The organism is Hymenobacter jejuensis (assembly GCF_006337165.1).
Lineage (GTDB): Bacteria > Bacteroidota > Bacteroidia > Cytophagales > Hymenobacteraceae > Hymenobacter > Hymenobacter jejuensis.
On record NZ_CP040896.1, the window covers coordinates 3,746,886 to 3,772,419 of the forward strand.

The window sequence follows — 25,534 nt, forward strand, 5'->3', positions numbered from 1 at the left end:
GGCACAGCGTTTGTTTCTATTATCATATAATAGTACAAATGCTTAATCTTTTCGGGATGATAAATAATTTACCTTTTCACACTTCTTATCGAGCCAAAAACCGCAAAAAAACTAACCACCGCTCAGCTTCCCTGCATGTTCTACTCCTGATCTGCGTACTACTGGCGTTACCAGCAAGCCTTCTGCGTGCGCAGGGCACTGAAACTGGTAATGCGCGTCCAATTTTAATCGCAACGTATGGCAACAGTTTGGTTGCAGGAGTTGGAGCTTCTACTGGGCAAGTGTATTCGACGGATAACATGACGGGCATGGATTTCCCGGCCCAACTTTCGCGCGATTTAGGTGCTGGATACGTAGTCAAAAATCTGGGAGTGCCCAGCAAGACCACACCCGATTTAGCCCGTGAAGCTGCCGGGACGTTATATCCGTTGCTGGCTTCTGACGCATACAGCCGCAAAATTGTGGTGATCTGGGAGTTGACCAACGACTTGTGCTTAGCAGGAGCGTCTGCAGATCAGGCTTTTGCTCATTACAAAGCACTAGCAGAAGACATCAAAGCCCACGGCGCAGAACTAATCTTGTTAAGCATGTTGCCGCGCACTACCTACATCGCTGGCTATTCGGTGCAGGAGACGGAGCAGTATCGTAACCAAATCAACGCGCGCCTGCGGACAGAATGGACCGCCTTTGCCGACCGACTAGCTGATGTGGCGGATCTCCCACTAATCCTGCCTGATGGAACGCACCTCGGCGACGCCGGCTACACTATCGTGAAGGATGTTGTGAAGGCTCATATTATGAGTCTGGTAAATTCCACGGTGATGGGCAATTCGAAGCGAAGCACAACCTCTTTTTTGACTGTTTATCCTAACCCTATTCAAGACGGGCGCTTGCATTTAGATTTCGGCGGCTATCTACAAACAGTACAAATCAGCGTTTTTAATGCGCTGGGTCGAGAGGTATATTCCACGCGACTCACAGGCGCTTCCACCCATATCATGGAAGTCCCAAACTTGACCACCGGCTCATACTGGGTGCGTGCTCAATCGGGCGACAAAGTGCAAACCAATCGTTTCGTACGGTAATAAAAGGCAGTATGCGATTATCAGCTTTTTCCTCCGGGTTTCAAGCTACAATTGTCTGTGCCTTTTCTTGAGCGGCGCCAATTGCACTCAGAATGCCAACCAGCATCCCCATCACTGCCACTAGCGTAAAGGACACGCGCAGGCTGAAAGCTTCGGCCAGCAAGCCAATGAGCGGCGGCCCAAACAGAAAACCTAGGTACCCCAGCGTCGAGACTACGGCCAGCGCCACGCCGGGCGAAACGGTAGTGGCCCGGCCCGCAGCGCTGTACGAAAGCGGCGTGACCGACGCAATGCCGAACCCGACCAGCAGAAACCCAATAAGCGACGGCATGAGGTAGGGGAAAGCTACAGCAAGTAACAGGCCGATGGTTATTAATAGGCTGCTAACCTGCATCATACGCGTGGCCCCGAACCTGTGAGTAAAGTAATCGGACACGAATCGGCCTAGGGCCATGGTACTCATGCAGGCTACGTAGCCGCTGGCAACCATGGCTTTTTCGGCGTGCACCACTTTCTGAAAATACACGCCGCTCCAGTCGAACATGCAGCCCTCGCAGAGCATGCCGCAGAGAGCAATCAGGCCGATGCGAAGCAGATAGGGATCGGGTCTGCGCAAGGTCAAGCCGCTGCTGCCGGTGCTGTCGTTGCTCTCATGCCGTAGGGTATGGCGGTTGGCGGCCAGGGTCAGGAAGGCGCAGACCGCCGCCACAAGCAGGAAGTGAGTAAGCGGCGTCTGTCCCCAGCCAATCAATAACGCCCCCAAAGCGCCGCCCAAAAAGCTTGCTAAACTCCACAGGCCGTGAAAAGAACCCATGATGGGGCGCCCTTAAACGTCTTGAACCCCAATGGCTTGCGTATTAACGGATATATTGATCAGGTTGCCGGCCGCGCCGAAAAATGCCAGCGCCACGGCCGCAGTCCAGAAGCCCGTAGCCCAACCCAGCAGGGGCAGGAAGGCCGCGTAAAGCAGCGCGGCGAGCAATACTACCAGCCGGCTCCCGTAGGTATGCACCAGCCAGCCGGCCAACGGCAGCGCCAGCATCGACCCGACTGGCATGGCCAGGAGCAGTTGGCCTAATTCGCCTTCGCTCAACCCCAACTTCAGCCGGATGTCGGGAATGCGGGAAGCCCAACTCGCAAAACACAGACCCGCCACAAAAAACAGGGCACTGACCGCAACTCGATTCTTCTGGTTTGGCTGCACAAGGATAGGGAGTTAGTTGTAATTGGGTAGTAAATTACACAATCGTTTGTGTTTGGCTTTCTAGATTGTTAAGTTGCAGTATACTCAGCATCACCCTGCTTGAAAGCCCAAAATTAAACTCTGTTCTGCGCTTGATTCTGGGCCTGGTTTCATCTACACAATTCCCCACTTATGAAAATTACTTTACCCTTAGCGCCTGACAGTAGATACGACCATTTAGCGCAGTTATTTGCTATCTCAAAATTAGCGGGCAGCCGCAAGTGGTTGCGAACGGCTACTATGCTGGTGATTGCTGTTTTATATATATCTGTAAATCAATCATTTGCACTACAAGGCGCTACGCAGTGCCACGATCCATCTACGATTGTCAAGAGTGGCAATATCTACTGGGTATTTACGACGGGGGACGGAGTATACGGCATGTATTCCACTGACCTGATCAACTGGACGCCGAGCCCGAAGCCGGTGTTTGCGGCCAATGCTTGGCCCGGCTGGATCAATGCGAAAGTGCCTGGTTTTCAAGGTACTTTCTGGGCACCGGAATGCAAGTTCATGAATGGAAAATACTACCTGTATTACTCCTGCTCGACGTTTGGCTCGAAGGTTTCGGCCATTGGGCTGGCTACCAACGCCACGCTCGACCCCACCAGCCCCGACTACCGTTGGCAGGACCAAGGTGAAGTGGTTTCGACCAACAACAGCAGCGATGTCAATGCCATCGACCCGGCTTTGTTTACCGATGCCAACGGAGATTTGTGGCTCACGTACGGCTCATTTTTCGGTGGTATCCGGGCCGCTCTGCTCGACAAAACCACCGGTAAACCGGCGAATTCTACCCGCTTTCCATTAGCCAGCGGCGATGCAGAGGCTTCGTATGTGGTGCGTAACGGCAACTATTACTACCTGTTCATCAACCGGGGCGCGTGCTGCAACGGCGTCAACAGCACGTACCATGTGCAAGTGGGCCGCTCAACTAGCCCCAGCGGGCCTTACCTCGACAAAAGCAACGTCGACCTCAACAACGGCGGCGGCACTACCATCCTGTCGTCATCAGGAAAATACATTGGGCCGGGCTGCGTGGGCTTGTTTCAGGAAAACGGCGCTAACTACCTGAGCCACCATTACTACGACGCCGAAGCCAACGGCGCGCCGCGCCTGAGCCTTGGTACCCTGGCTTGGGACAACGACGCGTGGCCCGTCATTTCGCGTGATTGGCTGGCGGCAGGCCGCTACGAGATTGCCAATCAAAACAGCGGTCTTGTGTGGGAGGCTCTGGGCTGCTCTGGTGCGGCCGGCCAAGCGATTACGCAAGGCACCAAAACGGGCCAGAACTGCCAGCAGTGGAACTTCACGGCCCTCGGCAACGGCGACTACAAGCTCACCAACGCGCTTGGCGATCTGGCGGCCGGAACGCAGGATTGCTCACCAGCCGCCGGCGCTAAGTTGCTACTTGGGGCGTATTCGGGGGCTTTTTGCCAGCGTTTCAAAATCGAGCGGGCCAGCGACGGCAGCTTTGTTTTCTCCTCCGTCGACGGCAACCGCGTGGTGGAAGTGCCTTTCGCCTCGCGCGACGCGGGTACGCAGCTGGGCCTTTGGGATTACAACGGCTGCAACTGCCAGCGCTGGCTGGTAAATGCCCCCGGTGCAACGCTGGCCTCAGCAGCGGCTAATACCTTAAAAGGCGTTAGTATATATCCGGTGCCGGCCGTGCAGGGGCGCTTTGAAGTCGACTTGACCGCAACAGGCACCCGAGGTGAAACCAGCGTGGAAATCCTGAATCTGCAGGGCCGCTTGGTTCATCAGCAGCAATTCGGGCGCCAGACGAAGCTGTCGGTAGATGCGGCTATCGCCCCCGGGCTTTACATGGTGCGCGTGAGAAGCGGCAACGCCATTTCCACCCAGAAAGTGGTAGTTCAGTAATAGCTTCAGCCATTACGGACACGAGGTCTAGAGGACGGGTAGGGGAGACAACGTCCACAACTTGCATTAGCAAAGCAGAAGGTTAGGAAAGAAGCCACATTAGTCAAACCAAAGCCCCAGCGGGGCGACGCAATCCGTTGAACGGAAGAGTCGCCCCGCTGGGGCTTTAAAAATTTCATTGTGCGCTTTGCTATTGCTTACTCGCCTTGTAGAGGTGATTGAGCGCCTCCAAGGTTATTTGATTTCCAGTACCACTACCGATTTGGCTGGCAACTCTACGGCCAAGTCATTGCCGCGCTTTTTAGCGCCCTTGAAGGGAGCCAATTTCACGGTCGGCTGCTTGTCGAAAGTGTTGTAGTCGGTGATTTTGGCGGAAGTCAGGATCTGGCCGGTAACGGTTTTCCAGTTGACGCCGGCCAGCGCCGTTTCTACTTTAATGCTCTTGTTTGGGTCGAGGTTGACGAGCGAAATGTGCACGGCGCCTTTGCTATCCTTGGAAGCCGACGCATTGACGGCCGCAATTTTTTGGCCGCCCAGCACGTAGTCAGGACTCTGAAATTTCACGGGCAAATATTGCGCGTCCTGGTGTACCTGATACAGGTCGAAAACGTGATAGGTGGGCGTGAGCAGCATTTTTTCTTTGTCCGTCAGAATAAGTGCTTGCAGCACGTTTACGGCCTGTGCGAGGTTGGCGACCCGCACGCGGTCGCAGTGGTTGTTGAAGATATTGAGCGTGGTGCCGGCTACCAGCGCGTCGCGCAGCGTGTTTTGTTGATACAGAAACGCCGGATTAGTGCCCGGCTCCGGGTCGGTCCACACGCCCCATTCGTCCACGACCATCGCAACCTTTTTCTGCGGATCGTATTTGTCCATAATGGCCGCGTTTCGGGTTACGATGTCGTCCATTTTCAGGCAGTTCTTCATCGTGTTGAAGTACTGCTGCTCATCAAAACTCGTCGCGGAGCCTTTCTTGCTCCAGTTGCCAGTAGGCAGCGTGTAGTAATGCAGCGAGATGCCCCACATCTGATCCACCGGAATCTTTTTCATGCAGACCTCAGTCCAGTTGAGATCGTCGCCATTGGCTCCGCTAACGATCTTCTTCAGTTTGGGCGCGCCGGGGTAAGTTTTGGCGAACGTAGCGTAGCGCTTGTATTGGTCGGCATAGAACTCGGGCGTCATGTTGCCGCCGCAGCCCCAGCTCTCGTTGCCCACGCCCCACAGACTTACTTTATAGGGGGCGGGGTGACCGTTTTGGCGGCGTAGCCGGGCCATGGGGCTTTCACTGTCGGAGTTCAGGTACTCAATCCAGTTCGACATTTCTTCCACCGTGCCACTGCCCACGTTGCCGGCCAGATACGGATCGCAGTGCAACAGGTCGCAGAGTTCCAGAAATTCGTGCGTGCCGAAGCTGTTGTCTTCCACCACGTCGCCCCACGTCGTGTTGATAAATTGGGGGCGTTGGGCGCGCGGCCCGATGCCATCGCGCCAGTGGTAGGTGTCGGCGAAGCAGCCGCCCGGCCACCGCAGGTTGGGCACCTTTATTTTGACGAGCGCCTCGACAATATCCATGCGGATGCGGTCTTTCTTCGGCACGCTTAGGCTCTCGCTGACCCAGAATCCGTCGTAGATGCAGCGCCCGAGGTGTTCGGCAAAGTGCCCGTATATGTCTTTGCTAATCTGCAACTTAGGGTCGCCGGCTTGCACGCTCATGCTTACCGTTTGCGCCAGCGACGCAAAGGAGACTGCGAAGCAGAAACCCGTCGCAGCAACAGCTTTTTTTAGATTCATAGTGTGGGAAAGAAAGAAGGGTGAGTGTCGGACGAAAGCAGCCGGAAGCCCCGGCCCGAGCGATCAGTTTGAGCCTGTAAAGTAGAAAGCCCCACCTGATAAGACAATCGTTTGTGTAAAAAAGCCAAGTTTTGGATCACTATGAGTGTCGGTATGTCTTTATAAATACTTGATTATAAATAGGTTATGAGGTATGCTTGCGTCCAATTACTCGATAACGAAATGTAGGAAATACGCACACATGCTGTGGCCGTAAACAAAAACACCCGCGCCGGATACCATCCGACGCGGGTGTTTGCTATAAGTAGGATAACGTTTTCGGAAGCGGGTTTAGCGAAGCGTGTTTTGCTGAATCTGTGCCGCAATGGACTTGGCTTTCTTCTTCGCTTCTTCGGCCTTCAATCCTGTGAAATTATCTTCTACGGCCTTGAAAAACAGGGAGATCCAGCGCTGGCTGTGCGGGCCTGATGCGGGCAAAGCCAAGTGGCGGGGGATGGGCTCACCGGCGTGGCGGTTGGTGCCCAGCAAAACGCTGCTCCAGAAGTCATACATGCCCGTGAGGTGATTGGGCCAGTGAATCTGGGCGACGGCTGAGAAAAGCGGCGCGAGTAGCTCGTCGCCGTTGGCTTTCTGGCAGAAAGAATTGATCAGCGTCTTGATGTCGGCTTCCGTGCGAATGTCCGGAGTACTGGTTGTAATCATAGCAGTAGAAAGGAAGAAGGTGCAGAGAATACGAGAGAACCGAAGCCAAGTTGCAACTCAACAAAAGGGCCTTTTGCGAGTCGAACCAGACGTATACGGAGGGCTAGCCAGAGTTGAGATCCTGAATGGTGAGTTCTAATTCAAGATCAACAAGTTACAGACGAGTTTTGGGGGTAGCTTTCCAGTATACGTTGCAAATATAGCTCAGAACCTCCAATGAATTGTCCTCTTTATTCGTTCCATTGCCATATTTATTTTGCTACTGCGGGCCAGCCTTCTTTGTCCCAGTTGAGCTTCTCGATCCGAAGTTTGGGCCGGCCTTTCTCGGCTGCGTCGTAACCATGAAAAACGAGGTAATCGGTGTCGTCGAAAGTATAGACTGAGTTGTGCCCGACGCCATACCAGTTGCTGTCGCCTTGCAGCACGAGCGTGCCGCCGCCCTGTTCCAGGCCCGTGCCCGCCCGGTCGAGGTAGGGGCCGGTAACGTTTTTGGCGCGGCCAACCATCATTTTGTACGTGCTCTGCGGGCCGCGGCAGCAGTAGTCGAAGGAAGTAAACAGGTAGTAATAACCACCTTTCTTGAAGATGAATGGCCCTTCGATGGCGGCATCGCCGGCCAGCGAATCGGTCAGTTTGGGGTCGCGGGGGCGGCTCGCGATGGTGCGCCACTGATCGGGCTGCGCCACTTTGGTCAGGTCGTCTTGGAGCCTCACCAGCTTGATACCGTTCCAGAACGAGCCAAAGGCCAGCCACGGCTTGCCGGCTTCGTCGCGGACGAGGTTGGGGTCGATGGCGTTCCACATGTCGCGGCCCGGCACCGACTGGATGACCTTGCCGTGATCGACCCATTTGTAGTCGGGCGAGGCCGGATTAAGCGTTTTGTTTGTCGCCAACCCGATGCAGGATGTGTTTTTGCCGAAGGCCGAAACTGAGTAAAACAGGTTGTATTGGCCGTTGGCAAACGAAATATCCGGTGCCCAAATGTGGTTATTGCGGAAGCCCGGCACTGCCTGCACCGCCCAGGTTGGCGCCGCGGCAAACACCGGCTTCTCCTGCTTCCACGTCTGCATGTCTTTCGACGACCACATGGCAATGCCCGTACCCGTGCAGAACATGTAATACGTGCCATCCTGCCGAATCATGACCGGATCGTGGGCCGGAATCAGCCCTTTGGATTTGGTGTCCTGAGCGGTAGCTAACTGGCTTATGCAGAGAACGAAAGCCAATGCAGTGAGCAGGTTTTTCATAAGCGATGAAGTAAGGGTGCAGGCGAGGTTATGCTCACAAAGTATAAAGGCCAGTTGGTTTGCACAATCGTTTGTGTTTATTTATGTTTCGGTATGACTAGCAGCTCCAGTGCCGGGCATGCAGAAAAATGATCTATTTGTGTTGAAATTAGCCAGTCTGAAGGACCTGCTTTAGCTTTAATAAGTAATCGTATGGCTTCTTTTTAAAATGAATTTTTCACATAAATACTTTATAATCAGATATTTATATGAATATGATAATACTTTAATAAAATGCGCGAACCTAGAGTTAGGTTTACGCAAAGCGTTGCGTAATATTTGTGTAAATCTTCACGAAATAACATGAGCAAAGACTCATCGGATACGCCGATTTCCATGTCGGATTTGGCCAAGGAACTGGGCGTGTCGGTAACGACCATCTCCAGGGCGCTCAGCGACCACTTCAGCATTGGGCCGGCTACCAAGAAGCGGGTGCAAAAGCTGGCCAAGAAGTGGAATTATCAGCCCAATCACCTCGCCTCAGCCCTGCGCAAAGGCAAGAGCAAACTATTGGGCGTGATGGTGCCGCATATCGATGGGCGCTTCTTTCCGTCGGTGGTGCACGGCATCGAAACGGCGGCTAGCAAAGCAGGATTTAGCGTGCTCATTTGCCAATCAAACGAAGACGTAACGCACGAGCGCAAGAACATCGAAACGCTGATGAGTGCGCAGGTAGAAGGCATTTTGGTGTCGTTGGCGCGCACCACACGCGACTTCAAGCACTTCAAAAAGGTGCAGAAACGCGGCATTCCGCTGGTGTTTTTCGACCGCATTCTGGAGTCGGGCGATGTGAACGCCGTGGTGCTCAACGACCGCGAAGGCGGCTACCAATCGACCAAACACCTAATTGAGCAGGGCTGCCGGCGCATCGCGCACTTTGCCGGTCCGCAGCAGCTGAATATCTACAAAAACCGCCGTCAGGGCTACCTCGACGCCCTGCAACAATACAACTTGCCCATTGAGGACGAGCTGATTGTGTACTGCGACATGACGCTCGAAGCCGGCATGAAAAGCATGGAGCAATTGCTGGCGTTGCCCAACCCGCCCGACGCGGTGTTTGGCGCCGGCGATTTTTCGGTGATGGGAGCACTGCAATTGCTCAAATCGCGGGGCATGAGCGTACCGCAGGACGTGGCGCTCGTCGGTTTTAGCAACGAAACCTTCACGCACCTGATGGAGCCCATGATCACTTCCGTTGACCAGCGCTGCGAGCAGATGGGCCAGTCAGCCGTGCGGCTGTTTCTGGAGCTGCTGGAAGAAAAAGGCGGCAAACACCAGTCGCGCCACGTGGTGCTGCAACCCGATCTGATCGTCCGGACTTCGTCGCTGCGCAGCGAAGTGCTGGTGTAGAAGCAACATCTGAAAACCGGGAGCCTGGCACTCAGGTTATAGTTTTCTACCCCTGGGCTACTTGACCTGCTAGACGTGAGAGATTATCTGTTGTTCGTGGATACGGAAACGTCGGGGCTGCCCGCCGACTGGAGCCTGCCGTATTCCGCGGACGACAACTGGCCCTACATCGTGCAGTTGGCTTGGGTGGTGTATACCAAAGACGGCGAGCGGGTGAAGGGCGAAAACCACTACCTGCGCATCGGCGACCACCCGATTAACCCTACGTCAAGCCAAATTCACGGCATCACGCCCGAGTTTTTGGAGCAGCACGGCCAAGATCCGCAAGTGGTGCTTCAGCAGCTGCAAGACGATTTGTATGAGTACCGGCCGTTGGTGGTAGGGCATTTCATGCAGCTTGATTTTCACATGGTCGGGGCGGGCTTTTTTCGGAGCGACCTCATCAACCCGTTGCCGCAGTTGCCCACGTTCTGTACCATGAAAGTGACCGCACAATTTGTGCGGCCCAGCCGGCAGCGCTACCTCTCGCTAGGGCAGCTTTACGAGCGGTTGTTTCATGAAAAGCTTAATAATCAGCATGATGCATGGGTCGATGTGCAGGCCACAGCTGAGTGTTTCTTCGAATTGTGGCGTAAAGGCGATATTGACGAGCAGATCGTGCTGCACCAGCAGCCCGACTCGGGCTCGTTGTATCCGGCGCCGCGCCCTCCGCGCCGCTGGCTGCGGTGGCTGGGCCTGTAAGGCCTTGGTATTCTTCTGATTAGTTGGCTATATGCAGCATAACCGAGTAGAGTTTCTCAAAACCGTAAAACCCTTTGACCTGCTGCCCGAAGACGTGCTGGTGGGCGTGGCCGACCTGTTGCAGGAAGTGACCCACAACAAAGAATCGGTACTGTACCTGCAGGACGTGTCGAAGCTGCGCGGGCTGGAAATCATTGTAGAAGGAGAGTACGAAGCGTTTTTTTACGACAGCGATCAAAATAAGCGGCTCATAAAGCATTATCAGCCAGGTAGTTGCTACGGCGGTATTTCCATTCTGCTAAACAAGCGCCGCTCGATTCGCTCGGTGATTGCTAAAAAGGGGACCGTCGTTTATTTCCTTCACCGCAACGACTTTAAGGCGTTGTGCCAAGGCTTCGATAATTTCTTTCACTACTTCACGGCCCAGTACGGCCAGCGCATGCTCGACGACGAGTACGCGCACTTTGTGAAGCCGTCGCACGCCAGCGAGGGCAATTACATCACGTCTGATCTGCTGTATTCGCGCAAAATTGAGACGGTAGAGTTGCGCGAAATCGTGGCTTCGCCGCACCAGACGCCCATTCATGCTGTGGCCCGCCGCATGGCCGAGGCCCGCAACAGCTGCTCGTTTGTAACCAACGACGAAGGCCACATCATCGGGTACGTGACCGATATTACGCTGCGCGACAACGTGGTGGCCCGCCAAGTAGACGTTACGCGCCCGATAGGCGAAGTGCTTGATAATCCGATCGTTTCGATCAGCACAGACGCCTACGTGTACGAGGCCATTCTGCTCATGTTCCAGACCAAGACGCGCTACTTGCTCATCAAACGCAACGATGAGTACGTGGGCATGATCAGTCGGACGCAGCTGCTGAGCGACCAAGCACATTCGCCGTTTATGTTCATCCAGTCGGTGAGGCTGGCGCAGTCGGTGCGCGAGCTGAAAAGCCGGTGGGAGAAGGTGCCCGAAATGGTGTACCAACTGCTGAGCCGGGGCGTGAAGTCCGAAATCGTAAACCAGGTCATCACCACCGTAGCCGATACCATTGCGCAGAAAGTGATCGAGGGCGTGATCGCGGAGCTGGGGGCACCGCCAGCCAAATTTGTGTTTATGGTGCTGGGCAGCGAAGGCCGCAAGGAGCAAACGCTATTGACCGACCAGGACAACGCCATCATTTACGAAGACAAAGCCAACGAACAGCGCGAATTGGTGCGCGACTACTTCCTGCGTTTCGCCGAATCCGTTTCTGACCGCCTCAATTCCATTGGGTTCAGCTTCTGTGAGGGCGGCTTCATGGCCAAAAATACCAAGTGGACGCACTCGCTTTCGCACTGGAAGCGCAACTACGTGTCGTGGATGCACGAGTCGACGCCGGAAACGGCCCAGACCTTTTCGGCCTTCTTCGATTGCCGCTATCTGTATGGCGAACAGGCCATTATGGACGAACTCAAGGAGTTTTTGAACGAGGAATCGCAGAAGCCGCTGGAGCGATTCTTCTACCACATGGCCAACAACGCGCTGCAATACGAGCCGCCGCTGACGTTTTTCAACAACATCCGCACGTTTGCGAAGGGCAATCAGCAGGTGTTCAACCTGAAAAAAGCCATGACGCCCATCGTGGATTTGGTGCGGGTATATGCCCTTAAGTATCAGGTGTTTGCCACCAACACGGGCGAACGGCTGGCGGCGCTGCGCGAGCAAGACGTGTTCACGGACAAAGAGTATCAGGAGCTGCTGCAATCGTACTACTACCTGATGGGCATGCGCCTGAAAAAGCAGGCCATCCAGATCATCGACGACAAATCGGAGCCCGACAACTACATCGATCCCAAAAAGCTCACGAAGGTGGAGCGCGTAACCATCAAGGAGATTTTCAAGGTAATCGCTGATTTTCAGCTCCGCATCAAAGTGAGCTTTACCAAAACGCTGTAGCCCGTTGCGGGCAGCTTTAGGGAAGTGAAACAAGCGGATTAATTCGGAAGCTACGGAGCTATCCAAGGCTTTTTATTGTTACAGATCTATGCCCATAACCGACTCTTTTCGCCGTCCCGATTTGCTTCGTTTGACCTACGACGACTATCGGGCGCTGCCTGCTATTGCCAACTCCGACCTGTCGCGTTTGCGCGACGCCTTGAATGGGCGCTATCAAAAGCCGACTTCGATGTCGGGGGCCTTGGGCCTGGGCACCGCTTTTCATACGGCGCTACTGGAGCCTGAGCTGTACGAGCCGGGCCTGCCGGGTATCAACGACACCTTAATTTGGTGGATGGTGGACGGCGTGAAGCTGGACCCCGACTTGCTGAAGCTGTTGGAAAACGGCACGCCCGAACCCAGCTGCATTTTCACCGAGCCCACCACCAACACCGTCTGCAAGCTGCGCGCCGACCTGATCACGGCCGAAACCGACAAAGGCTACACCATCGTGGACTTCAAAACCACGGCGGCCCGCGACTACAACCACTTTTTGTCTCAGTGTAGCGGCTACGATTACGACCGGCAAGCAGCCTTTTACTCCGATGCTTTGCACGCCGATCGTTTCCTGCTGGTAGGGGTGCAAAAGGTGGAGCCGTTCAGCATTTTCACCGTTGAAGTGCCGCCGTACATGCTTACCGAAGGGCGCGCCAAATACCAGCGATTGCTAAAAATGATTCAGCCTGCGGCTGAATTGCCGTCGTACCTCAGCGAAGCCGTAAAGGATGTCATGAGCAGCTTGGGCCAGACGACGGAAGAGTAGCGGCGGCGCTCAATAACCTGAATTGGAAGGAGATACGCGAAGCAATCTGCGGTTTCCTTTTTCTTGCCTTCTGCTAATTACAGCTAGAAACGTTAAAACATATCTTTGCGTAAGCATTTGATAATCAAGGATTTATGAATTGATGATTCCTTGAGAAAATACGCTTTTGCTATCTTAGCCAACCAACCTGCTTCCGCCAGGTTATTCATCCGGCTTCTCAACCATATCGCCATGGATAGCACGCTCCCGTACGCGGTTACTTACCAAGCTCGGCCCGCCGAACTCGTGCATCTGTTTCAGCAGGAACTGGAGCAGGATTTTCAGGCGCTGTTGCGCGGTGACTTGCCCGACATTCCGGAGATTAGCGAGTACGCCGATCGGCTGCACGTGCACCCCACGCACCTAAGCAACACCCTGAAGTACGAAACCGGCCTCTCGCCGTGCAATTGGGTAAACACCTATTTTCTGGCCGAAGCCAAGCGCCTGTTGCTAACTACTACGCTCAGCATTGCTGAAATCAGCGACAAGCTCACCTTTGGCGAACCGACCAACTTCACGAAGTACTTCAAGCGCCACATGGGCTTGACGCCCAAGTAGTTCCGGCAGCAAGAAACCGCGCAGAACTGACCGTTTGCCCCGCAGTTGCAAGTCGGAAAAGCTCACCATTCTTTCTGAACAGTTCACCTGTTTTCCGGGAGGTGGCCCGTATACTTTTGCCTTACCGCAATCGATACGTAACGCCACTATTCAGATGACAACTGCACTTCAGACCCCCCAGAAACCTATGCCGCACCGTACGCTGGGACGCGTAGCCGAGCCCGTTTCCGCACTAGGCCTTGGCTGCATGGGCATGTCGGGCATGTACGGCCCCGCCGACGAATCCGAAAGCTTGGCTACCATTGAAGCGGCCTTGGAAGCAGGCATCACCCTGCTCGACACCGGCGACTTTTATGGCATGGGCCACAACGAAATGCTGATTGGTAAGGCCTTAGCAAGCAGTAGCTTACGCGATAAGGCCATGCTCAGCGTCAAGTTTGGCGCCCTGCGCGACCCCAAAGGCAATTTCGTGGGCTACGATGCCCGCCCCGCAGCCGTCAAAAACTTTGTTTCCTACAGCCTCAAGCGCCTGGGGGTCGACTACATCGACATTTACCGCCCGGCTCGCGTCGATCCTAACGTGCCCATTGAGGAAACCGTCGGGGCCATTGCCGACCTGATTCAGGCCGGGTATGTGCGCTATCTGGGCCTGAGCGAAGTCTCGGCCAACACCATCCGGCGGGCCCACGGCGTGCATCCGGTGGTCGATTTGCAGATCGAATATTCGGTCATGACCCGCAGCGTAGAGGCCGACATTCTGCCCACGCTGCGCGAGCTTGGCATCGGCATGACTGCCTACGGTGTGCTCTCGCGCGGCCTGATCAGCAACACTACTCAGAGCGCCACGCTGGCCAGCAGCGGCCAGCCGGATTTTAGGGCCAACCTGCCGCGGTTTCAGGGCGAAAACCTGAAGCACAATCTGGCCTTGGTAGATGCCCTAGCGGCCATCGCCGAAACGAAAGGAGCCAGTGTGGCCCAGCTAGCGATTGCTTGGGTGCTGGCGCAGGGCAACGACATTGTGCCGCTCATTGGGGCCCGGCGTCGCGACCGCCTCACCGAAGCCATTGGCGCGTTGGCTCTCAGCCTGACGCCCGCAGACTTGGCCCTGATCGAAGCGGCCGTGCCCCCGACCGCTGCCGCCGGCGACCGCTATCCGGCCGCCCAAATGGCGCACTTGGACAGCGAGCGGCGCCACTAAGGGACTTTTGTTGGCGCCAACGAGCAGCCTTGGCTCGGCGGCTGGTCGAGGAGAAGACCAAACCGATAGATGAACTTGGGCAATTCGTAGGTGAAGGAGGAGGGAAGCACGAAAAAGAAGGTTGCTGGCATAGCGCTTGCAAACTGTCTGGCAAGCGCTTGATGTATCAAAAACAGCCTTATCTGCTTAGGAAAAGGTTATTTCTCCCACAATTCTTATTTCCTCCTTTCCCATGAAAACCTCCCTGTTCTCCCTCGTCGCTGCTCTGGGCCTGTTGGCTTCTACCGCTTCTTTCGCCGCCGCTGCACCCGACCACGATTCGTATAAAGACCGCAAAGAAGCTATCAAATACGATCGGAAGATGGCTGCCGAACGGGCTCGCCGCGAGGCTGCCCAACGCAAGCTGGAACTGGAAAAGCAACGCCGCTACGAAGCAGAACGCGCTCGCATCGAGGCTCAGCGCCGCGAAGACCAGAGACGTGCTGCCGAGCGCGCCCGCTACGAATCGCAGCGCCGCCACGACGACCACGACCGCGACTACGGCTACCGTCGCTAATTGATTAAGCCAATCAACAAAAAAGCCTCGTCCAGCGACGAGGCTTTTTTGTTGGCATAAGGGTATTAAAGCGTATTTGGCGGGTTCGTAACTACTTATCTAACATGAGTTTAGCTGCTTGCTCTCCACTGCCTAAGGCTGCCTCTACCGTGCCCATAGCAGGCCCTTCGTACAGCGCCTCGCCCGCGAAATACAGCGTGTTGTCGAGGGGTTGGTTGAGGATCGGGCGAGCGCTGGCCGTCTCGAGGGTAGCGTAGGCATAGGCGCCGCGGGCAAACGGATCGGCGCCCCAATTAATTACCTGTTGGCCCCGTAGGTGCGAGCGCAGGAATTCTGGTGTGGTTTGGAAGCAATATGCCAACGATTCAAGGGACTGATTAACAATATCTTCTGCGCTAGCGTCATGTAGCTTGGCCGCGGCCGGGCCACCGAGCCACCCCGTCAGCAAAGGTTGCGGGTTGGGCAACTGCGACCACCAAGTGGGTACGGGGGCATCGGAAAATAGGAAGCCCATTTCGGGCGTGGGCTGCACAACCTCCGCCGACTTAGCATCCCAGAAGGCTTCGTCAAACTCCAGCAAAATCTTGATGACAGGGCCAAATCCCATGGCCGCAGCGGCAGCGCGTTGTTCGGGCAGTTCTGGCGTAAAGCGAAGATAGCCGGGCTGGCCTTTCGTGGCCTGCAACACGCCCAACGGCACCGTAACGAGCAGCTGCTGCGCTTGGTAGCGCCGGTTCTGGTCGCAGATAACCTCGACTTTGCCTCGCTGCCACCGGATTTCCTGCGCCACCGTGCTCAGCTGAATCGTGGCTCCGGCCGCCTGGGCTTGCTGGGCCAACAGCTCGATCAGGCGGCCATAACCGCCTTCGGGCCGGGGCGAATCTTCGGCACCGCCCGCGGTCCACTCGTCGCGGAGGGCAAACGTGCTGGCCCGGCCGGCATCGGCCGCGTCGTAGCCTTCGGCAAAGCGAATTGCCGAATCGCGCAGGTTGTGGTGCCGATCGTCGGGAAAATATTCGTCCAGAAAGTCCAGCAACGGCATATCGTGCTCCAGCGCCTGCAACGTCGAGAGCAGCAGAGGCATGTTTTCGATAAACTCTTCTGACTTCTGCGCCTTGCCCTGCTTTACCGCATAGGCCCGGCCCGCTGTATCGTGGCAGGCTATGTCGGCTCCGCGAAGCAAAGCTTGCGTCAGGGGCACCTCGCCGTGCATAAACTCGGCCCCTGCTTCGGTGGGCTGCGAAAAACCCTGACCAGTAAAGGTGTGAATACGGCCGCCGATTCGGCTGCGGGCTTCGAGCAGCACTACCGATTTTCCGGCGCGGGCCAAGTCGCGGGCCGCGATGAGACCAGCTGCGCCGGCTCCTATTACTATTGTTGTATTATCTTGATTATCAGGCATATATGCTGTTGTGTTCGGCGGTTGGCTTTTGGTTGCCAAGCACGCGTCGAACATAACAGCGCTGATTCGCCGGAGGTTACGGGGGTGCTCCCTGGTTTAGCTGAGCACTGCAAGGTATGATACGCTGTCGTGGCTACTTCTTCGCCGACGAATTGTAGGGAAAGTAGCCCTCCCAGGCCCACGGCGTGTAAGTGTCGGCAATGGCCACCTCCAGCAACTCCTTGAATATTTTCTCGGCGTTGTTGCTGTTGCTCATGATCACGATCCCCATTTTCTGATCGGGAAACACGATGGAATAATGCTGCCAACCCTCGTCGCTGTGGCCTTCTTTGAACGCACCACGTCCGTAAGGCGTCATCAAATAGCCCCAGCCCAATCCGTAGCTCAGGTTGATGGCATCGTAGGCCGAAGTGGTGTCGCGCCACGCAAAAGGGCCCATCTGGTGCACCGTGCGCAGCCGAATCTGCGGCGAAAACATGGCGTCGTAAGACGAAGGCCGCAGGATTTTCTGCTGCAATACCCCCGTAATAAAGTGCGTGTAGTCGTCCAGCGTGGTTTCCAGGGTGCTCGCGCTACGCGGGGCGTTGTCCTTGTCTTTGGGGAAAATCTGCCCGGTGGCGCCGTGGCCAAAGCAATAGTTGGCCTCGAAGCGCGGCTGCCAGGTGTAGCTGGTCTGGGTCATGCGCAGGGGCTGAAAGAGCTTTTCACGCATCAATGCTTCCAGGGTTTTGCCCGTGCGCTGCTCCAGCACAAACTGTAGGTAGCACATGCCTTCGCCCGAGTAGCCATAGCGACTGCCTGGCCGAAAGCCCACCCGCAGCTTCTGGTCGGGGGTGTCCCAGCGCCAGTTCGGAAACCCGGAGGTGTGGCTCAGGCACATGCGCGCCGTGATTTGCGCGTACAACGAGTCATTTTTCAGATTTGTGTAATCCTGGTTCCAGCTTTTGCCGGGGCCGTAGGTCCAAATGGGCCGCGGCAGGTACTGCTGCAACGGCGTGTCGAGGTCGATGACGCCTTCTTCTACCAGCTTGAGCACCAGCACGGAAAACACGGCTTTGCTCAGCGAGGCCCCGTAGAAAACTGTGCTCGGCTGCAACGGCTCTTTCGTGTCGAGGCGCTTGTAGCCAAAAGTCTTTTCGTACACCGGTTTGCCCTGGTTGAACACGGATACCGCCAACCCCTGAACCTGCGCCAAGGCCATCAATGATTGGATCTTGCTGGTTAGCGAGTCGGCCGAAATGTAGGTATGGTCGAGGCGCTGAATACGCTGGCTGTGCGCCAATTCGCCCAGATACGTCAGCAGGAACAGCAGCGGAACTAGTCTTTTCAGAAGCATCGGGGCAGGGCTGAAAGTGAAAATTGTGGGTCCGAAAAACCGCTTTACTACGCGCCGTGCGGCGCCAGCCCCTGGGTGCTTTCGACCTCAATAGGACCGTGCGAATCCGGTTTGCAACTCTACTTATCCCAAATCAAAATGACTAAAACCGACCTGCGTCTTTCCTACGACATTCGTATGACAATCTAGTTACTTTCCTTATAATCAAGTGATTATGAAATACTGTGAGCCGACGTTAAAGCAGCCGCAGCCCCATCGGCAATACTGCAAAATGACCGCGTCGGGCCTGCCACATCGCGTACAGCAGCAGCGGCGCGTGCAGCGCATACATCCCAAACAGGAATACAATCGGCGTCAGAATCAGCCAGGGGCGCCCGGCGAAAATCAACCCAATCTGTAGCGTGAGCAACAGCAGAAAAACGCCGTGCGTAACCGCGGTCCAGAAAATCTGGAAGTTGAGCAGTCGCCGGCCCGCTTCGCGAATTTCGGGGATGTGTTTTCGGCGGTGCCACAGAAACCACGGCAGCGCAATGTTGGCCCCCGGAAACACCAAATAGCCAAAAGCCGATAGGTGCATCAGAACGATGTATGAGCAAATGGCCTCGGGCGACGACTCCGAAAGTGCCTGGTTTGCAGCGGGTTCGGCGGTTGCGTTATCATCCGGAGGGCTGGCGGCTGGCGAGTCGGGCTCGGTCGTTAAGGCTTCTACCGGAATGGCAAGGGCCGCGGCCAAGGCCTGCAACGTGAAACCGCGCGGGATGCTTTCGCCCTTTTCAATGCGCTGAACAGTCCGCAAACTTAGGCGCGCCGCTTCGGCGAGTTCTTCTTGCGAAAGCCCTTTGCGTTTGCGGTGTGCCAAGAGGGTATCAGCTAGCGGCATAATGTGCGTGTTGGCAGCAGTTTAAAGGGGAAAAGTGCAGGCAGCAAGCCCGTGTGAAGAAGCAAAAAATACGGCATTCTGCGTTACTCGCACTGCCCGCGGCGCTTCTTGCGTATACTGGAGCTTTCCCTTGCTTTAACACTTTGCAGTATGGCGCTTGGTCCTGTTTACATTGTGATGGGCGTGTCGGGCAGCGGCAAAACGACAGTTGGTCGCCTGTTGGCTAGCCAGTTGACGTTGCCATTTCACGATGCCGATGATTTCCATTCGGCGGCCAACGTGGCCAAAATGCGGGCCGGTACCCCGCTTACCGACGCCGACCGGCAAGGCTGGCTCGCTGACTTGGCAGACGGCATAACTACCTGGGAGCGAGCGGGTGGCGCCGTGCTGGCCTGTTCGGCCTTGAAAGAAAGCTACCGTCGCACCCTGCAAGCCGGAGCCCAAAATCCGCTGCGGTGGGTGTTTCTGGATGGGTCGGTCGAGCTGCTGCGCTCGCGCTTGCAAGCCCGCAAGGGGCACTACATGGGCGCCGCCCTGCTCGACTCGCAGCTGGCCACTCTGGAGCCGCCGAAGTACGGCCTGCGCCTGCCCCTCGAAGGCAAAAATCCCGAGGAATTGGTGGCGCAAATCCTGCGCTCTAACCGTGGAGCTTAAACAAGTTTAAACAGAATTTTTGAACCCAAGAAGCAGAAAGGTCGTAAACTATTATATAGTAATTGATTGATAATCAAGGAGTTGTAATGAAATGGCAGACTAACAGAAATACGCCCTGATAACGGGGGCAACCAGTGGCATTGGCTACGAGCTGGCCAAACTTTTCGCCCAAGACCATTACAATCTGGTGATTGTGGCCCGCAACCAGCAAGAGCTGGATAGCAAAGCCAACGAGTTTCGGCAGCAATACGGCGTGGAAGTAGTGCCTATTGCCAAGGACATGTTTAAGCGCGAGGCGCCGTTTGAAGTCTATGACGAAGTGAAAGCCAAAGGCATTCAGATAGATGCGCTGGTCAACGACGCGGGGCAGGGACAGTACGGCGAGTTTACCGAAACCGACATCAACCGCGAACTCGACATCATTCAGCTCAACATTGGGGCCTACGTCACCTTCACCAAGTGCTTCCTGAAAGAGATGGTGGCCCGCAACGAAGGTAAGATCCTGATGGTGTCGTCGATTGGCGGTGAGCTGCCTGGCCCGTTGCAATCGGTGTACCACGGCACGAAGGCGTTTGTGACGTCTTTCACCGAAGCTATTCGGGCCGAGAACAAGGATACCAACGTGACCATCACGGCGTTACTGCCCGGCGTGACGGATACCGATTTCTTCAACAAAGCCGACATGACGCAGTCGAAACTGGTAGCGGAGGGCAGCAAAGCCGATCCGGCTCAGGTAGCCAAAGACGGGTACGAAGCCCTACTGGCCGGCAAGGATAAAATTGTGTCGGGCTGGAAAAACAAGGCGATGGTGGCCGCCAGCAACGTCATCCCCGATGAGCTGGTCGCCGACAACATGCTCAAGCAAGGCGAACCTGTGGATAAGAATAAGTAATTGATAATAAGACACTAAACAATAAGCCCGGCCTGCGAATGCAGGCCGGGCTTATTGTTTAGTGTAGCGGCTATGGTAGGGTTTAGTGTTTTGGCAACGCGCTGGTCGTTAGGTAAATACGGAAGGTAGTGCCTTCGCCCAACGCGCTCAGTACCTCGATCCGTCCGCCGACTTGGCGCACCATTCGGTTGACGAGGTACAGCCCCACGCCGGAACCCGGAACGTGGTCGTGAAAGCGCCGAAACATCTGGAACAGGTCGGGGCCGTAGCGAGCCAAGTCGAGGCCTAGGCCGTTGTCCTGCACTACCAGCACCGGCGCGCCTTCGTCGGAGAGCTCGCTAGTGATCCGCACGACGGGCGCCCGCTCGGAATGCGCGTATTTCAGGGCGTTGCTGAGCAGGTTGTACAACACACTTTGCAGATTTAGCCGCTCGAAGCGCACAACTGGTACGGCGCTAAAATTCATCTCAAACTTGGCCTTGGCCGCAACGGCTTGGTCGAGCATGCTCTGCATTACCTCGCGCGTAAGGGGCAGCAGCTCAACGTTTTCGATTGCCGAAGCCTCGTTGCGCCGCTCGACCTGCACCACTTCGGCCAGGCCCTGAATGGTGCCGTGAATCTGGCCGAGCGAATTCTCAAACATCTGCACCAGCAGGGCCGCTTCCGGGTCGTGAAAAGTGGCCGTGCGCTTGAGCTCTTCAAATACGCCAGCCATGTTGTTGATGGGCTGCTTGAGGTCGTGGGAGGCGGTGTATACGAAGTTGTCGAGGTCCTGATTGGTGTGGGTAAGCTGCTCGTTGGCGAGGGCCAGCTCGGCGTTGGCAACCCGCAGGCCGTCGTTGGTGTTGGCCAGTTGCTCGGTCAGGTCCTGGAGTCGCTGCTGCGTTTGCTGGCGCTCCGTTACGTCGGTTACCACGCCCGCAATGCGAATGGGTTTTCCCTCGGCATCATAAAAAACTTTGCCCTTGGCTTCCATCCAGCGGTGCTCGCCGTTGGGGAGTTGAATGCGCGGATTCAGCCATAGCACTCCCGAAGTCAGCGACCGATCGTACTGGTCCATGACGCGGGCGTGGTCTTCGGGTAGCATGTGTTCCAGCAGCGTATCCATGTTGTGCCATTCCCGGAGCGGCGTGTCGTAGCCAAACAAGTGGTCGTGCCGCTCGCTGCGCTCGGTTCTGTTCGTCAGCAAATCTAGGTCGACGGTGGCCATACTGCCGGCTTCTAGGGCCAGCTGCAGGCGTTCCTCGTTCTGCTCCATCTTGCGCCTTGCCAACACATACTGGGTCACGTCCAAGGCATACTGAATGATGCCGTCGATTACGCCGTGCTCATCGCGCGTGGCTTGGCAAGCTATGTTATAAAAGCCTTCCTGCAACGCCCCTTCTTGATTGGGGTCGGTCAGCCAGACCAATGATTCGCTGGCATAATAGGGCTCGCCGGTCTGGAACACCCGATCCAGCATTTCAAAGTACCCCTGTCCTTCCAGCTCCGGCAGCGCGTTTTTTATGGGCAGGCCCACCAACGGGCGGTACCCCAGCGTGCGCAGGTAAGCGGGGTTAACCAGCTCATACACGTGCTCCGGCCCGCGAAATGTACACATCGGGGCGGGCATCTGCATCAAAAACGACCGGAAGCGCTCGCGTTGAACGTGGGCCTCTTGCAAAGCCTGCCGGAGCTTGTGGGTGCGGTCGGCAACGCGGCCTTCGAGCTCTAGGTTGAGCTGCTGCAAAGCCCGCTGCACGCGAAAAAGCTCGTCGATGTTGAGTCGGTTTTGATCGTTAGCTACCCGCAGCTCTTCGTTGAGAGCAACCAGGTCCTCGTTGGCCGTTTCCAACTCCTGATTCAGCGTGCGGAGCTGCTTTTCCTTTTCCTCTATCTGCCGGCGGGCCTGCACCTGCTCGGTTACCTCTACGGCCACATCCGCCACGCCTAGCAGCCGGCCTTGCTCATCGTAAAGCGGCTGAAACACAAAGTTATAGTAAGTAGTCAGCAGCTGGCCCTGCCGCAGCATCTGTGCGGGTGCTTCGGTACCTGCAAAAGGCACTTCAGTGCGAAAAACGTTGGCCAGGGCTTCATCGAAGCCCTGGCCGCGCAGCTCCGGCATCGCTTCGAGCAGGGTTTTGCCCAGTACCTCTTCCGGCCGTCGGCCCCACATGGCGCAGATCTTGGGGTTGGCCATACTGATGCGCTGCTCCGGGCCTTCAAACAAGCCAATTGCGACCGGCGTCTGGTTCAGCAGTGCCTCCAGATGGTTGCGCTGGCTTTCGGCCAACGCCAGGGCCGCGCGTTCGCGGGCCTGGCTTTCGCGCAAGGCTTTTTCCACGGCCGTGCGGTCGTGCTCGGCTGTATCGGTGAAGCTCACCAGCAGGCCATCACCCACGCGCTTTGCCGACAGGTGAAAGTAATTGTCGAGTCCGTCGCCCTGATAATTGATGCTGTAACAAACGTGCTCCCCCGATTTGTAGGCCTGGCAATGAAATTCAAAAACCCCCGTAGCCTGCGTGTGCGGAAACAGGTGCAGGTACGTTTGCGTGGGCCGGGCCGGCAGTTGCAGCATTTTCTGCGCCTTGGGGTTGAGCAGAACGATCTCGAAATCAATTATTTCTGATTCGGCACCAAAAATGGGCCGGTAGAGCGCTACTCCCGTGAGTGAGGCGTTGAGCAGGCCCTCCAACAATTCATCGAGCGGAAATAATGCCCGCACTTCAGAGGTCAACGTGGTAGAAGGCGCACCAGAATCAGGCATAACGGGAACAAGCGGCGTGATAAAAAAGTAACTAGCTGGCAGCAAGGCATATACCTTGCAAAAAATCGGCTTGCCAATCCGAAACCATCTAGCCGCGGAGTCTCAGTTTTAGACGCAGTCAGCTTGCGAGTTATTGAATGCCCGCGCCTTAGTACCAGTACGTGCTTACTAGGCTAAGCAGCTACAAGTTGCTTCAACGGCTCATTCGTCTAGCTGTTATTAAATTTTATTATGGTTTTAAATAATCAAATATTTTTTATCATTTTAACAAGTAAAAGTGGGGCCGAGAAACATGGGAAGTATGTAGGCAACACTGGAGGAAGGGTGAAGTCAGCAACGGGAATATGCTCTCACTTTAATTATATAAAACACCTGTAATCAATAATTTATAAATAAATCTTGTATGGAAACACCTTTTACGCCCACCTTCTACAAAGCTCGTACGCAGTTACTGCGTTCTTTGCAGAAAGCTTTTCGATTGGCCGTTGCGGCAAATGAACCCGGTGCACCGCCCACCGATGAGCTAGTTGAGTTGGCCACCAACCAAAGCCGGCGCAACTTTCTGACCAACAGCATGAAGTTTGGGTTGCTGGTGGGCGCGGGCGGGTTGCTAACGGCCTGCGAGCAGGACGATGTCCGGCCCGAAGGCTTCAACGCCTTCAGCGCTTCCGATGCTAAGGGCCTCAACCAGCCCAAAATTGTGGTGGTAGGAGCGGGGATGGCAGGATTGAACTGCGCTTATCAGTTGCGCAAAGCCGGGTACCGCGCCAGCATCTACGAGGCCAGCAACCGGGCCGGCGGCCGCATCTATACGGCTCACAACCTGCTGGTGCAAGGCCAGACTACCGAGCTAGGCGGCGAGTTTATCGACAGCGGCCACCGCGATATGTTTCAGCTGGTCAGGGAGTTCGGGTTGGCGCTTCTCGACACGGCCGGCCCCAGCGAGTCGGCGCTGATCAAGGATACCTTTTTCTTCAACGGGCGCCTGTATTCGTTGCAGGAGGTGATTGCGGCCTTTCAGCCTTACGCTCGCCAAATCACGGCCGACATTCGCGCGCTACCCAACACCATTACGTTCGAAAACTACGGCAGCGCCGCCCGTTTCGACCAGCTTTCCATCGCGGGTTATTTCACTTCCATTGGCCTCACCGGCTGGATTCGCAGCCTGCTTGAAGTGGCCTACCTCACCGAATACGGCCTGGAAGTAACCGAGCAGTCGGCGATCAATTTCCTGTGGCTGTTCTCGCCCGACACGCACAAAGGCAGCTTTGAGGTATTCGGCGACAGCGACGAGCGCTACAAGATTCAGGGCGGCAACCAGCGCCTGACCGATGCCTTGCATCAGCAAGTGGCCGACCAAGTAGCGCTCCAGCACAAGTTGGTGGCCATCAGCCAACCCGGCTCGCAGTATGTGCTCACCTTTGAAAGAAGCAACGGCGCACTCCTTGACGTGCCCGCCGATTGTGCCGTCCTGACGCTGCCCTTTACGCTGCTGCGGCAAGTAGAGCTGCGCCTGCCGTTGCCGTCCTGGAAGCGCAACGCTATCCAGAACTTGGGGTACGGCACCAATGCCAAGCTGTTTTTAGGTTTCAACAACCGGCCTTGGCGCGCCAACGGCTACACGGGCTACATCTTTTCCGATGGGGCCGTGCAAAGTGGCTGGGATAGTGCCCAACTGCAACCCGGCAATGCAGCGGCGTACACCGTGTACCTCGGCGGGCAGGCTGGCTTGGCCGTAGGAACGGGCTTGGCGCTATCGCAGGCTGCTCATTTCCTGCCCACGCTGGAGGGCGCGTGGCCGGGAGCTCAGGCGCAGTTCAACGGCAAAGCCGAGCGTTTCCATTGGCCAACACACCCTTTCACGCTGGCGAGCTATGCCTGCTACCGCCCCGGTCAATACACAACCATTGCCGGTGCCGAGCGCAAGCCCGTCGGCAACCTGTTCTTCGCCGGCGAGCATTGCAGCACTGACTACCAAGGATATATGAACGGCGCCGCCGAAACCGGACGGTTGGCAGCTGAAGAAGTACTGCGGGCTGTGGCCGGCAAAAAAGTGGCTCTCCTGACGCGCATGCGGCGGGCCGCGGCGGCACAGGCATAGCGCGCGTCGTGGGCTACTGCCTTCAGCGGGCACAGCTCCCTGTCTGTCCTCCGCGTATTCTGTATTTGTCGTTTATTTATAAGTGTTTGATAATCAATATATTGTATTATATCATCTAATCGCTAGTTACTTAATCTGACTCGCAAAAAGGCTCGGCTCGTGGTAGCCGAGCCTTTTTTGCATATGAGCACACGCGGAGGCGCAACTGTTGCCTACTTGACATTTTGGAAGAAAGTCCCGCTTTTCAACTAAGCGGATTACACTATTTCTTTGGCGTTGAAACGATTATATATAGGATGGTGCCAATATCTTATATTACCCAAGGATTAGCTTGGCTTTGTCATTTCTTTCCACTCCA

21 protein-coding genes are annotated in these 25,534 nt (G+C 55.8%); 12 read left to right on the forward strand and 9 right to left on the reverse strand.

From position 1 onward, the window contains the following. Window positions 1–38 precede the first annotated feature (38 nt). Complete coding sequence (locus tag FHG12_RS15585; RefSeq protein ID WP_139516606.1) at window positions 39–1,085, forward strand: SGNH/GDSL hydrolase family protein; 1,047 nt, start codon at window positions 39–41, stop codon at window positions 1,083–1,085. A gap of 40 nt (window positions 1,086–1,125) precedes the next feature. Here the strand turns inward: FHG12_RS15585 and FHG12_RS15590 are convergent, their stop codons facing one another. Together FHG12_RS15590 and FHG12_RS21165 are read right to left on the reverse strand one after the other, a co-directional pair. After that, a complete protein-coding gene (locus FHG12_RS15590) occupies window positions 1,126–1,899 on the reverse strand; it encodes an MFS transporter (RefSeq protein ID WP_230471144.1) in 774 nt (257 codons plus the stop codon). A 12-nt stretch (window positions 1,900–1,911) separates the two neighbouring features. Further along, on the reverse strand, window positions 1,912–2,289 hold the full coding sequence (locus FHG12_RS21165) for an MFS transporter (protein WP_230471145.1): 378 nt from the start codon (window positions 2,287–2,289) through the stop codon (window positions 1,912–1,914). 279 nt (window positions 2,290–2,568) lie between these two features. On the opposite strand from FHG12_RS21165, the gene FHG12_RS15595 reads away from it, so the two are divergent. After that, window positions 2,569–4,209, forward strand: coding sequence for a family 43 glycosylhydrolase (locus tag FHG12_RS15595; protein ID WP_230471379.1), 1,641 nt, complete (start codon window positions 2,569–2,571; stop codon window positions 4,207–4,209). 234 nt (window positions 4,210–4,443) lie between these two features. On the opposite strand, the gene FHG12_RS15600 is transcribed toward FHG12_RS15595, so the two are convergent. The 3 genes from FHG12_RS15600 to FHG12_RS15610 all read right to left on the reverse strand — a co-directional run bounded on the left by FHG12_RS15600 (window position 4,444) and on the right by FHG12_RS15610 (window position 7,946). Then, window positions 4,444–5,997, reverse strand: coding sequence for an alpha-N-arabinofuranosidase (locus FHG12_RS15600; RefSeq protein ID WP_139516608.1), 1,554 nt, complete (start codon window positions 5,995–5,997; stop codon window positions 4,444–4,446). A 330-nt stretch (window positions 5,998–6,327) separates the two neighbouring features. Next, entirely contained in the window at window positions 6,328–6,699 is a 372-nt protein-coding gene (locus FHG12_RS15605) for a group III truncated hemoglobin (protein ID WP_139516609.1), read from the reverse strand. A gap of 251 nt (window positions 6,700–6,950) precedes the next feature. Beyond that, window positions 6,951–7,946 carry an arabinan endo-1,5-alpha-L-arabinosidase gene (locus FHG12_RS15610; RefSeq protein WP_139516610.1) on the reverse strand — a complete coding sequence of 332 codons (996 nt, stop codon included), beginning with the start codon at window positions 7,944–7,946 and terminating at the stop codon, window positions 6,951–6,953. 342 nt (window positions 7,947–8,288) lie between these two features. Here FHG12_RS15610 and FHG12_RS15615 point away from each other — a divergent pair, with 342 nt between their 5' ends. The 7 genes from FHG12_RS15615 to FHG12_RS15645 all read left to right on the forward strand — a co-directional run bounded on the left by FHG12_RS15615 (window position 8,289) and on the right by FHG12_RS15645 (window position 15,165). Beyond that, window positions 8,289–9,335 (forward strand): LacI family DNA-binding transcriptional regulator, encoded by a 1,047-nt coding sequence (locus tag FHG12_RS15615; RefSeq protein ID WP_139516611.1) that lies wholly within the window; start codon window positions 8,289–8,291, stop codon window positions 9,333–9,335. 75 nt (window positions 9,336–9,410) lie between these two features. Next, the gene (locus FHG12_RS15620; RefSeq protein ID WP_165699421.1) at window positions 9,411–10,076 is read left to right on the forward strand and encodes a 3'-5' exonuclease; all 666 of its coding nucleotides are present in this window, start codon (window positions 9,411–9,413) and stop codon (window positions 10,074–10,076) included. A 31-nt stretch (window positions 10,077–10,107) separates the two neighbouring features. Beyond that, complete coding sequence (locus FHG12_RS15625; protein WP_139516613.1) at window positions 10,108–12,012, forward strand: DUF294 nucleotidyltransferase-like domain-containing protein; 1,905 nt, start codon at window positions 10,108–10,110, stop codon at window positions 12,010–12,012. Window positions 12,013–12,100: 88 nt separating this feature from the next. Next, window positions 12,101–12,814: a PD-(D/E)XK nuclease-like domain-containing protein gene (locus FHG12_RS15630; protein WP_139516614.1), complete on the forward strand. Its 714-nt coding sequence runs from the start codon at window positions 12,101–12,103 to the stop codon at window positions 12,812–12,814. 231 nt (window positions 12,815–13,045) lie between these two features. Then, window positions 13,046–13,411 carry a helix-turn-helix transcriptional regulator gene (locus FHG12_RS15635; RefSeq protein ID WP_139516615.1) on the forward strand — a complete coding sequence of 122 codons (366 nt, stop codon included), beginning with the start codon at window positions 13,046–13,048 and terminating at the stop codon, window positions 13,409–13,411. A gap of 187 nt (window positions 13,412–13,598) precedes the next feature. Further along, window positions 13,599–14,609 carry an aldo/keto reductase gene (locus FHG12_RS15640; protein ID WP_139516616.1) on the forward strand — a complete coding sequence of 337 codons (1,011 nt, stop codon included), beginning with the start codon at window positions 13,599–13,601 and terminating at the stop codon, window positions 14,607–14,609. Between the two features lie 232 nt (window positions 14,610–14,841). Next, on the forward strand, window positions 14,842–15,165 hold the full coding sequence (locus FHG12_RS15645; RefSeq protein ID WP_139516617.1) for a hypothetical protein: 324 nt from the start codon (window positions 14,842–14,844) through the stop codon (window positions 15,163–15,165). 91 nt (window positions 15,166–15,256) lie between these two features. Here the strand turns inward: FHG12_RS15645 and FHG12_RS15650 are convergent, their stop codons facing one another. From FHG12_RS15650 to FHG12_RS15660, 3 genes are all read right to left on the reverse strand, one after another. After that, a complete protein-coding gene (locus FHG12_RS15650; RefSeq protein ID WP_165699422.1) occupies window positions 15,257–16,567 on the reverse strand; it encodes a flavin monoamine oxidase family protein in 1,311 nt (436 codons plus the stop codon). 133 nt (window positions 16,568–16,700) lie between these two features. After that, window positions 16,701–17,903: a serine hydrolase domain-containing protein gene (locus tag FHG12_RS15655; protein ID WP_139516619.1), complete on the reverse strand. Its 1,203-nt coding sequence runs from the start codon at window positions 17,901–17,903 to the stop codon at window positions 16,701–16,703. 235 nt (window positions 17,904–18,138) lie between these two features. After that, a complete protein-coding gene (locus FHG12_RS15660; protein WP_230471146.1) occupies window positions 18,139–18,762 on the reverse strand; it encodes a helix-turn-helix domain-containing protein in 624 nt (207 codons plus the stop codon). Between the two features lie 171 nt (window positions 18,763–18,933). Between FHG12_RS15660 and FHG12_RS15665 the strand changes: the two genes are divergently transcribed. Both FHG12_RS15665 and FHG12_RS15670 read left to right on the forward strand, forming a co-directional pair. Beyond that, window positions 18,934–19,437, forward strand: a complete 504-nt coding sequence (locus FHG12_RS15665) for a gluconokinase (protein ID WP_139516621.1) — start codon at window positions 18,934–18,936, stop codon at window positions 19,435–19,437. A 151-nt stretch (window positions 19,438–19,588) separates the two neighbouring features. Next, the gene (locus FHG12_RS15670; RefSeq protein ID WP_230471380.1) at window positions 19,589–20,329 is read left to right on the forward strand and encodes an SDR family NAD(P)-dependent oxidoreductase; all 741 of its coding nucleotides are present in this window, start codon (window positions 19,589–19,591) and stop codon (window positions 20,327–20,329) included. Between the two features lie 82 nt (window positions 20,330–20,411). Here the strand turns inward: FHG12_RS15670 and FHG12_RS15675 are convergent, their stop codons facing one another. Next, window positions 20,412–23,075 (reverse strand): PAS domain-containing protein, encoded by a 2,664-nt coding sequence (locus tag FHG12_RS15675; RefSeq protein ID WP_139516622.1) that lies wholly within the window; start codon window positions 23,073–23,075, stop codon window positions 20,412–20,414. A 403-nt stretch (window positions 23,076–23,478) separates the two neighbouring features. On the opposite strand from FHG12_RS15675, the gene FHG12_RS15680 reads away from it, so the two are divergent. Beyond that, window positions 23,479–25,176 carry a flavin monoamine oxidase family protein gene (locus tag FHG12_RS15680; protein ID WP_139516623.1) on the forward strand — a complete coding sequence of 566 codons (1,698 nt, stop codon included), beginning with the start codon at window positions 23,479–23,481 and terminating at the stop codon, window positions 25,174–25,176. Window positions 25,177–25,534: the final 358 nt, after the last annotated feature.

Excerpts from the sequence above, each read along its gene's own strand:
- FHG12_RS15640 (WP_139516616.1), top strand. The coding sequence starts at position 13,599 with ATGCCGCACCGTACGCTGGGACGCGTAGCCGAGCCCGTTTCCGCACTA.
- FHG12_RS15595 (WP_230471379.1), top strand. The coding sequence starts at position 2,569 with ATGCTGGTGATTGCTGTTTTATATATATCTGTAAATCAATCATTTGCA.
- FHG12_RS15665 (WP_139516621.1), top strand. The coding sequence starts at position 18,934 with ATGGCGCTTGGTCCTGTTTACATTGTGATGGGCGTGTCGGGCAGCGGC.
- FHG12_RS15650 (WP_165699422.1), bottom strand. The coding sequence starts at position 16,567 with ATGCCTGATAATCAAGATAATACAACAATAGTAATAGGAGCCGGCGCA.
- FHG12_RS15635 (WP_139516615.1), top strand. The coding sequence starts at position 13,046 with ATGGATAGCACGCTCCCGTACGCGGTTACTTACCAAGCTCGGCCCGCC.
- FHG12_RS15590 (WP_230471144.1), bottom strand. The coding sequence starts at position 1,899 with ATGGGTTCTTTTCACGGCCTGTGGAGTTTAGCAAGCTTTTTGGGCGGC.
- FHG12_RS15615 (WP_139516611.1), top strand. The coding sequence starts at position 8,289 with ATGAGCAAAGACTCATCGGATACGCCGATTTCCATGTCGGATTTGGCC.
- FHG12_RS15675 (WP_139516622.1), bottom strand. The coding sequence starts at position 23,075 with ATGCCTGATTCTGGTGCGCCTTCTACCACGTTGACCTCTGAAGTGCGG.
- FHG12_RS15610 (WP_139516610.1), bottom strand. The coding sequence starts at position 7,946 with ATGAAAAACCTGCTCACTGCATTGGCTTTCGTTCTCTGCATAAGCCAG.
- FHG12_RS15645 (WP_139516617.1), top strand. The coding sequence starts at position 14,842 with ATGAAAACCTCCCTGTTCTCCCTCGTCGCTGCTCTGGGCCTGTTGGCT.
- FHG12_RS15600 (WP_139516608.1), bottom strand. The coding sequence starts at position 5,997 with ATGAATCTAAAAAAAGCTGTTGCTGCGACGGGTTTCTGCTTCGCAGTC.
- FHG12_RS15605 (WP_139516609.1), bottom strand. The coding sequence starts at position 6,699 with ATGATTACAACCAGTACTCCGGACATTCGCACGGAAGCCGACATCAAG.
- FHG12_RS15630 (WP_139516614.1), top strand. The coding sequence starts at position 12,101 with ATGCCCATAACCGACTCTTTTCGCCGTCCCGATTTGCTTCGTTTGACC.
- FHG12_RS15625 (WP_139516613.1), top strand. The coding sequence starts at position 10,108 with ATGCAGCATAACCGAGTAGAGTTTCTCAAAACCGTAAAACCCTTTGAC.
- FHG12_RS15655 (WP_139516619.1), bottom strand. The coding sequence starts at position 17,903 with ATGCTTCTGAAAAGACTAGTTCCGCTGCTGTTCCTGCTGACGTATCTG.
- FHG12_RS15585 (WP_139516606.1), top strand. The coding sequence starts at position 39 with ATGCTTAATCTTTTCGGGATGATAAATAATTTACCTTTTCACACTTCT.
- FHG12_RS15680 (WP_139516623.1), top strand. The coding sequence starts at position 23,479 with ATGGAAACACCTTTTACGCCCACCTTCTACAAAGCTCGTACGCAGTTA.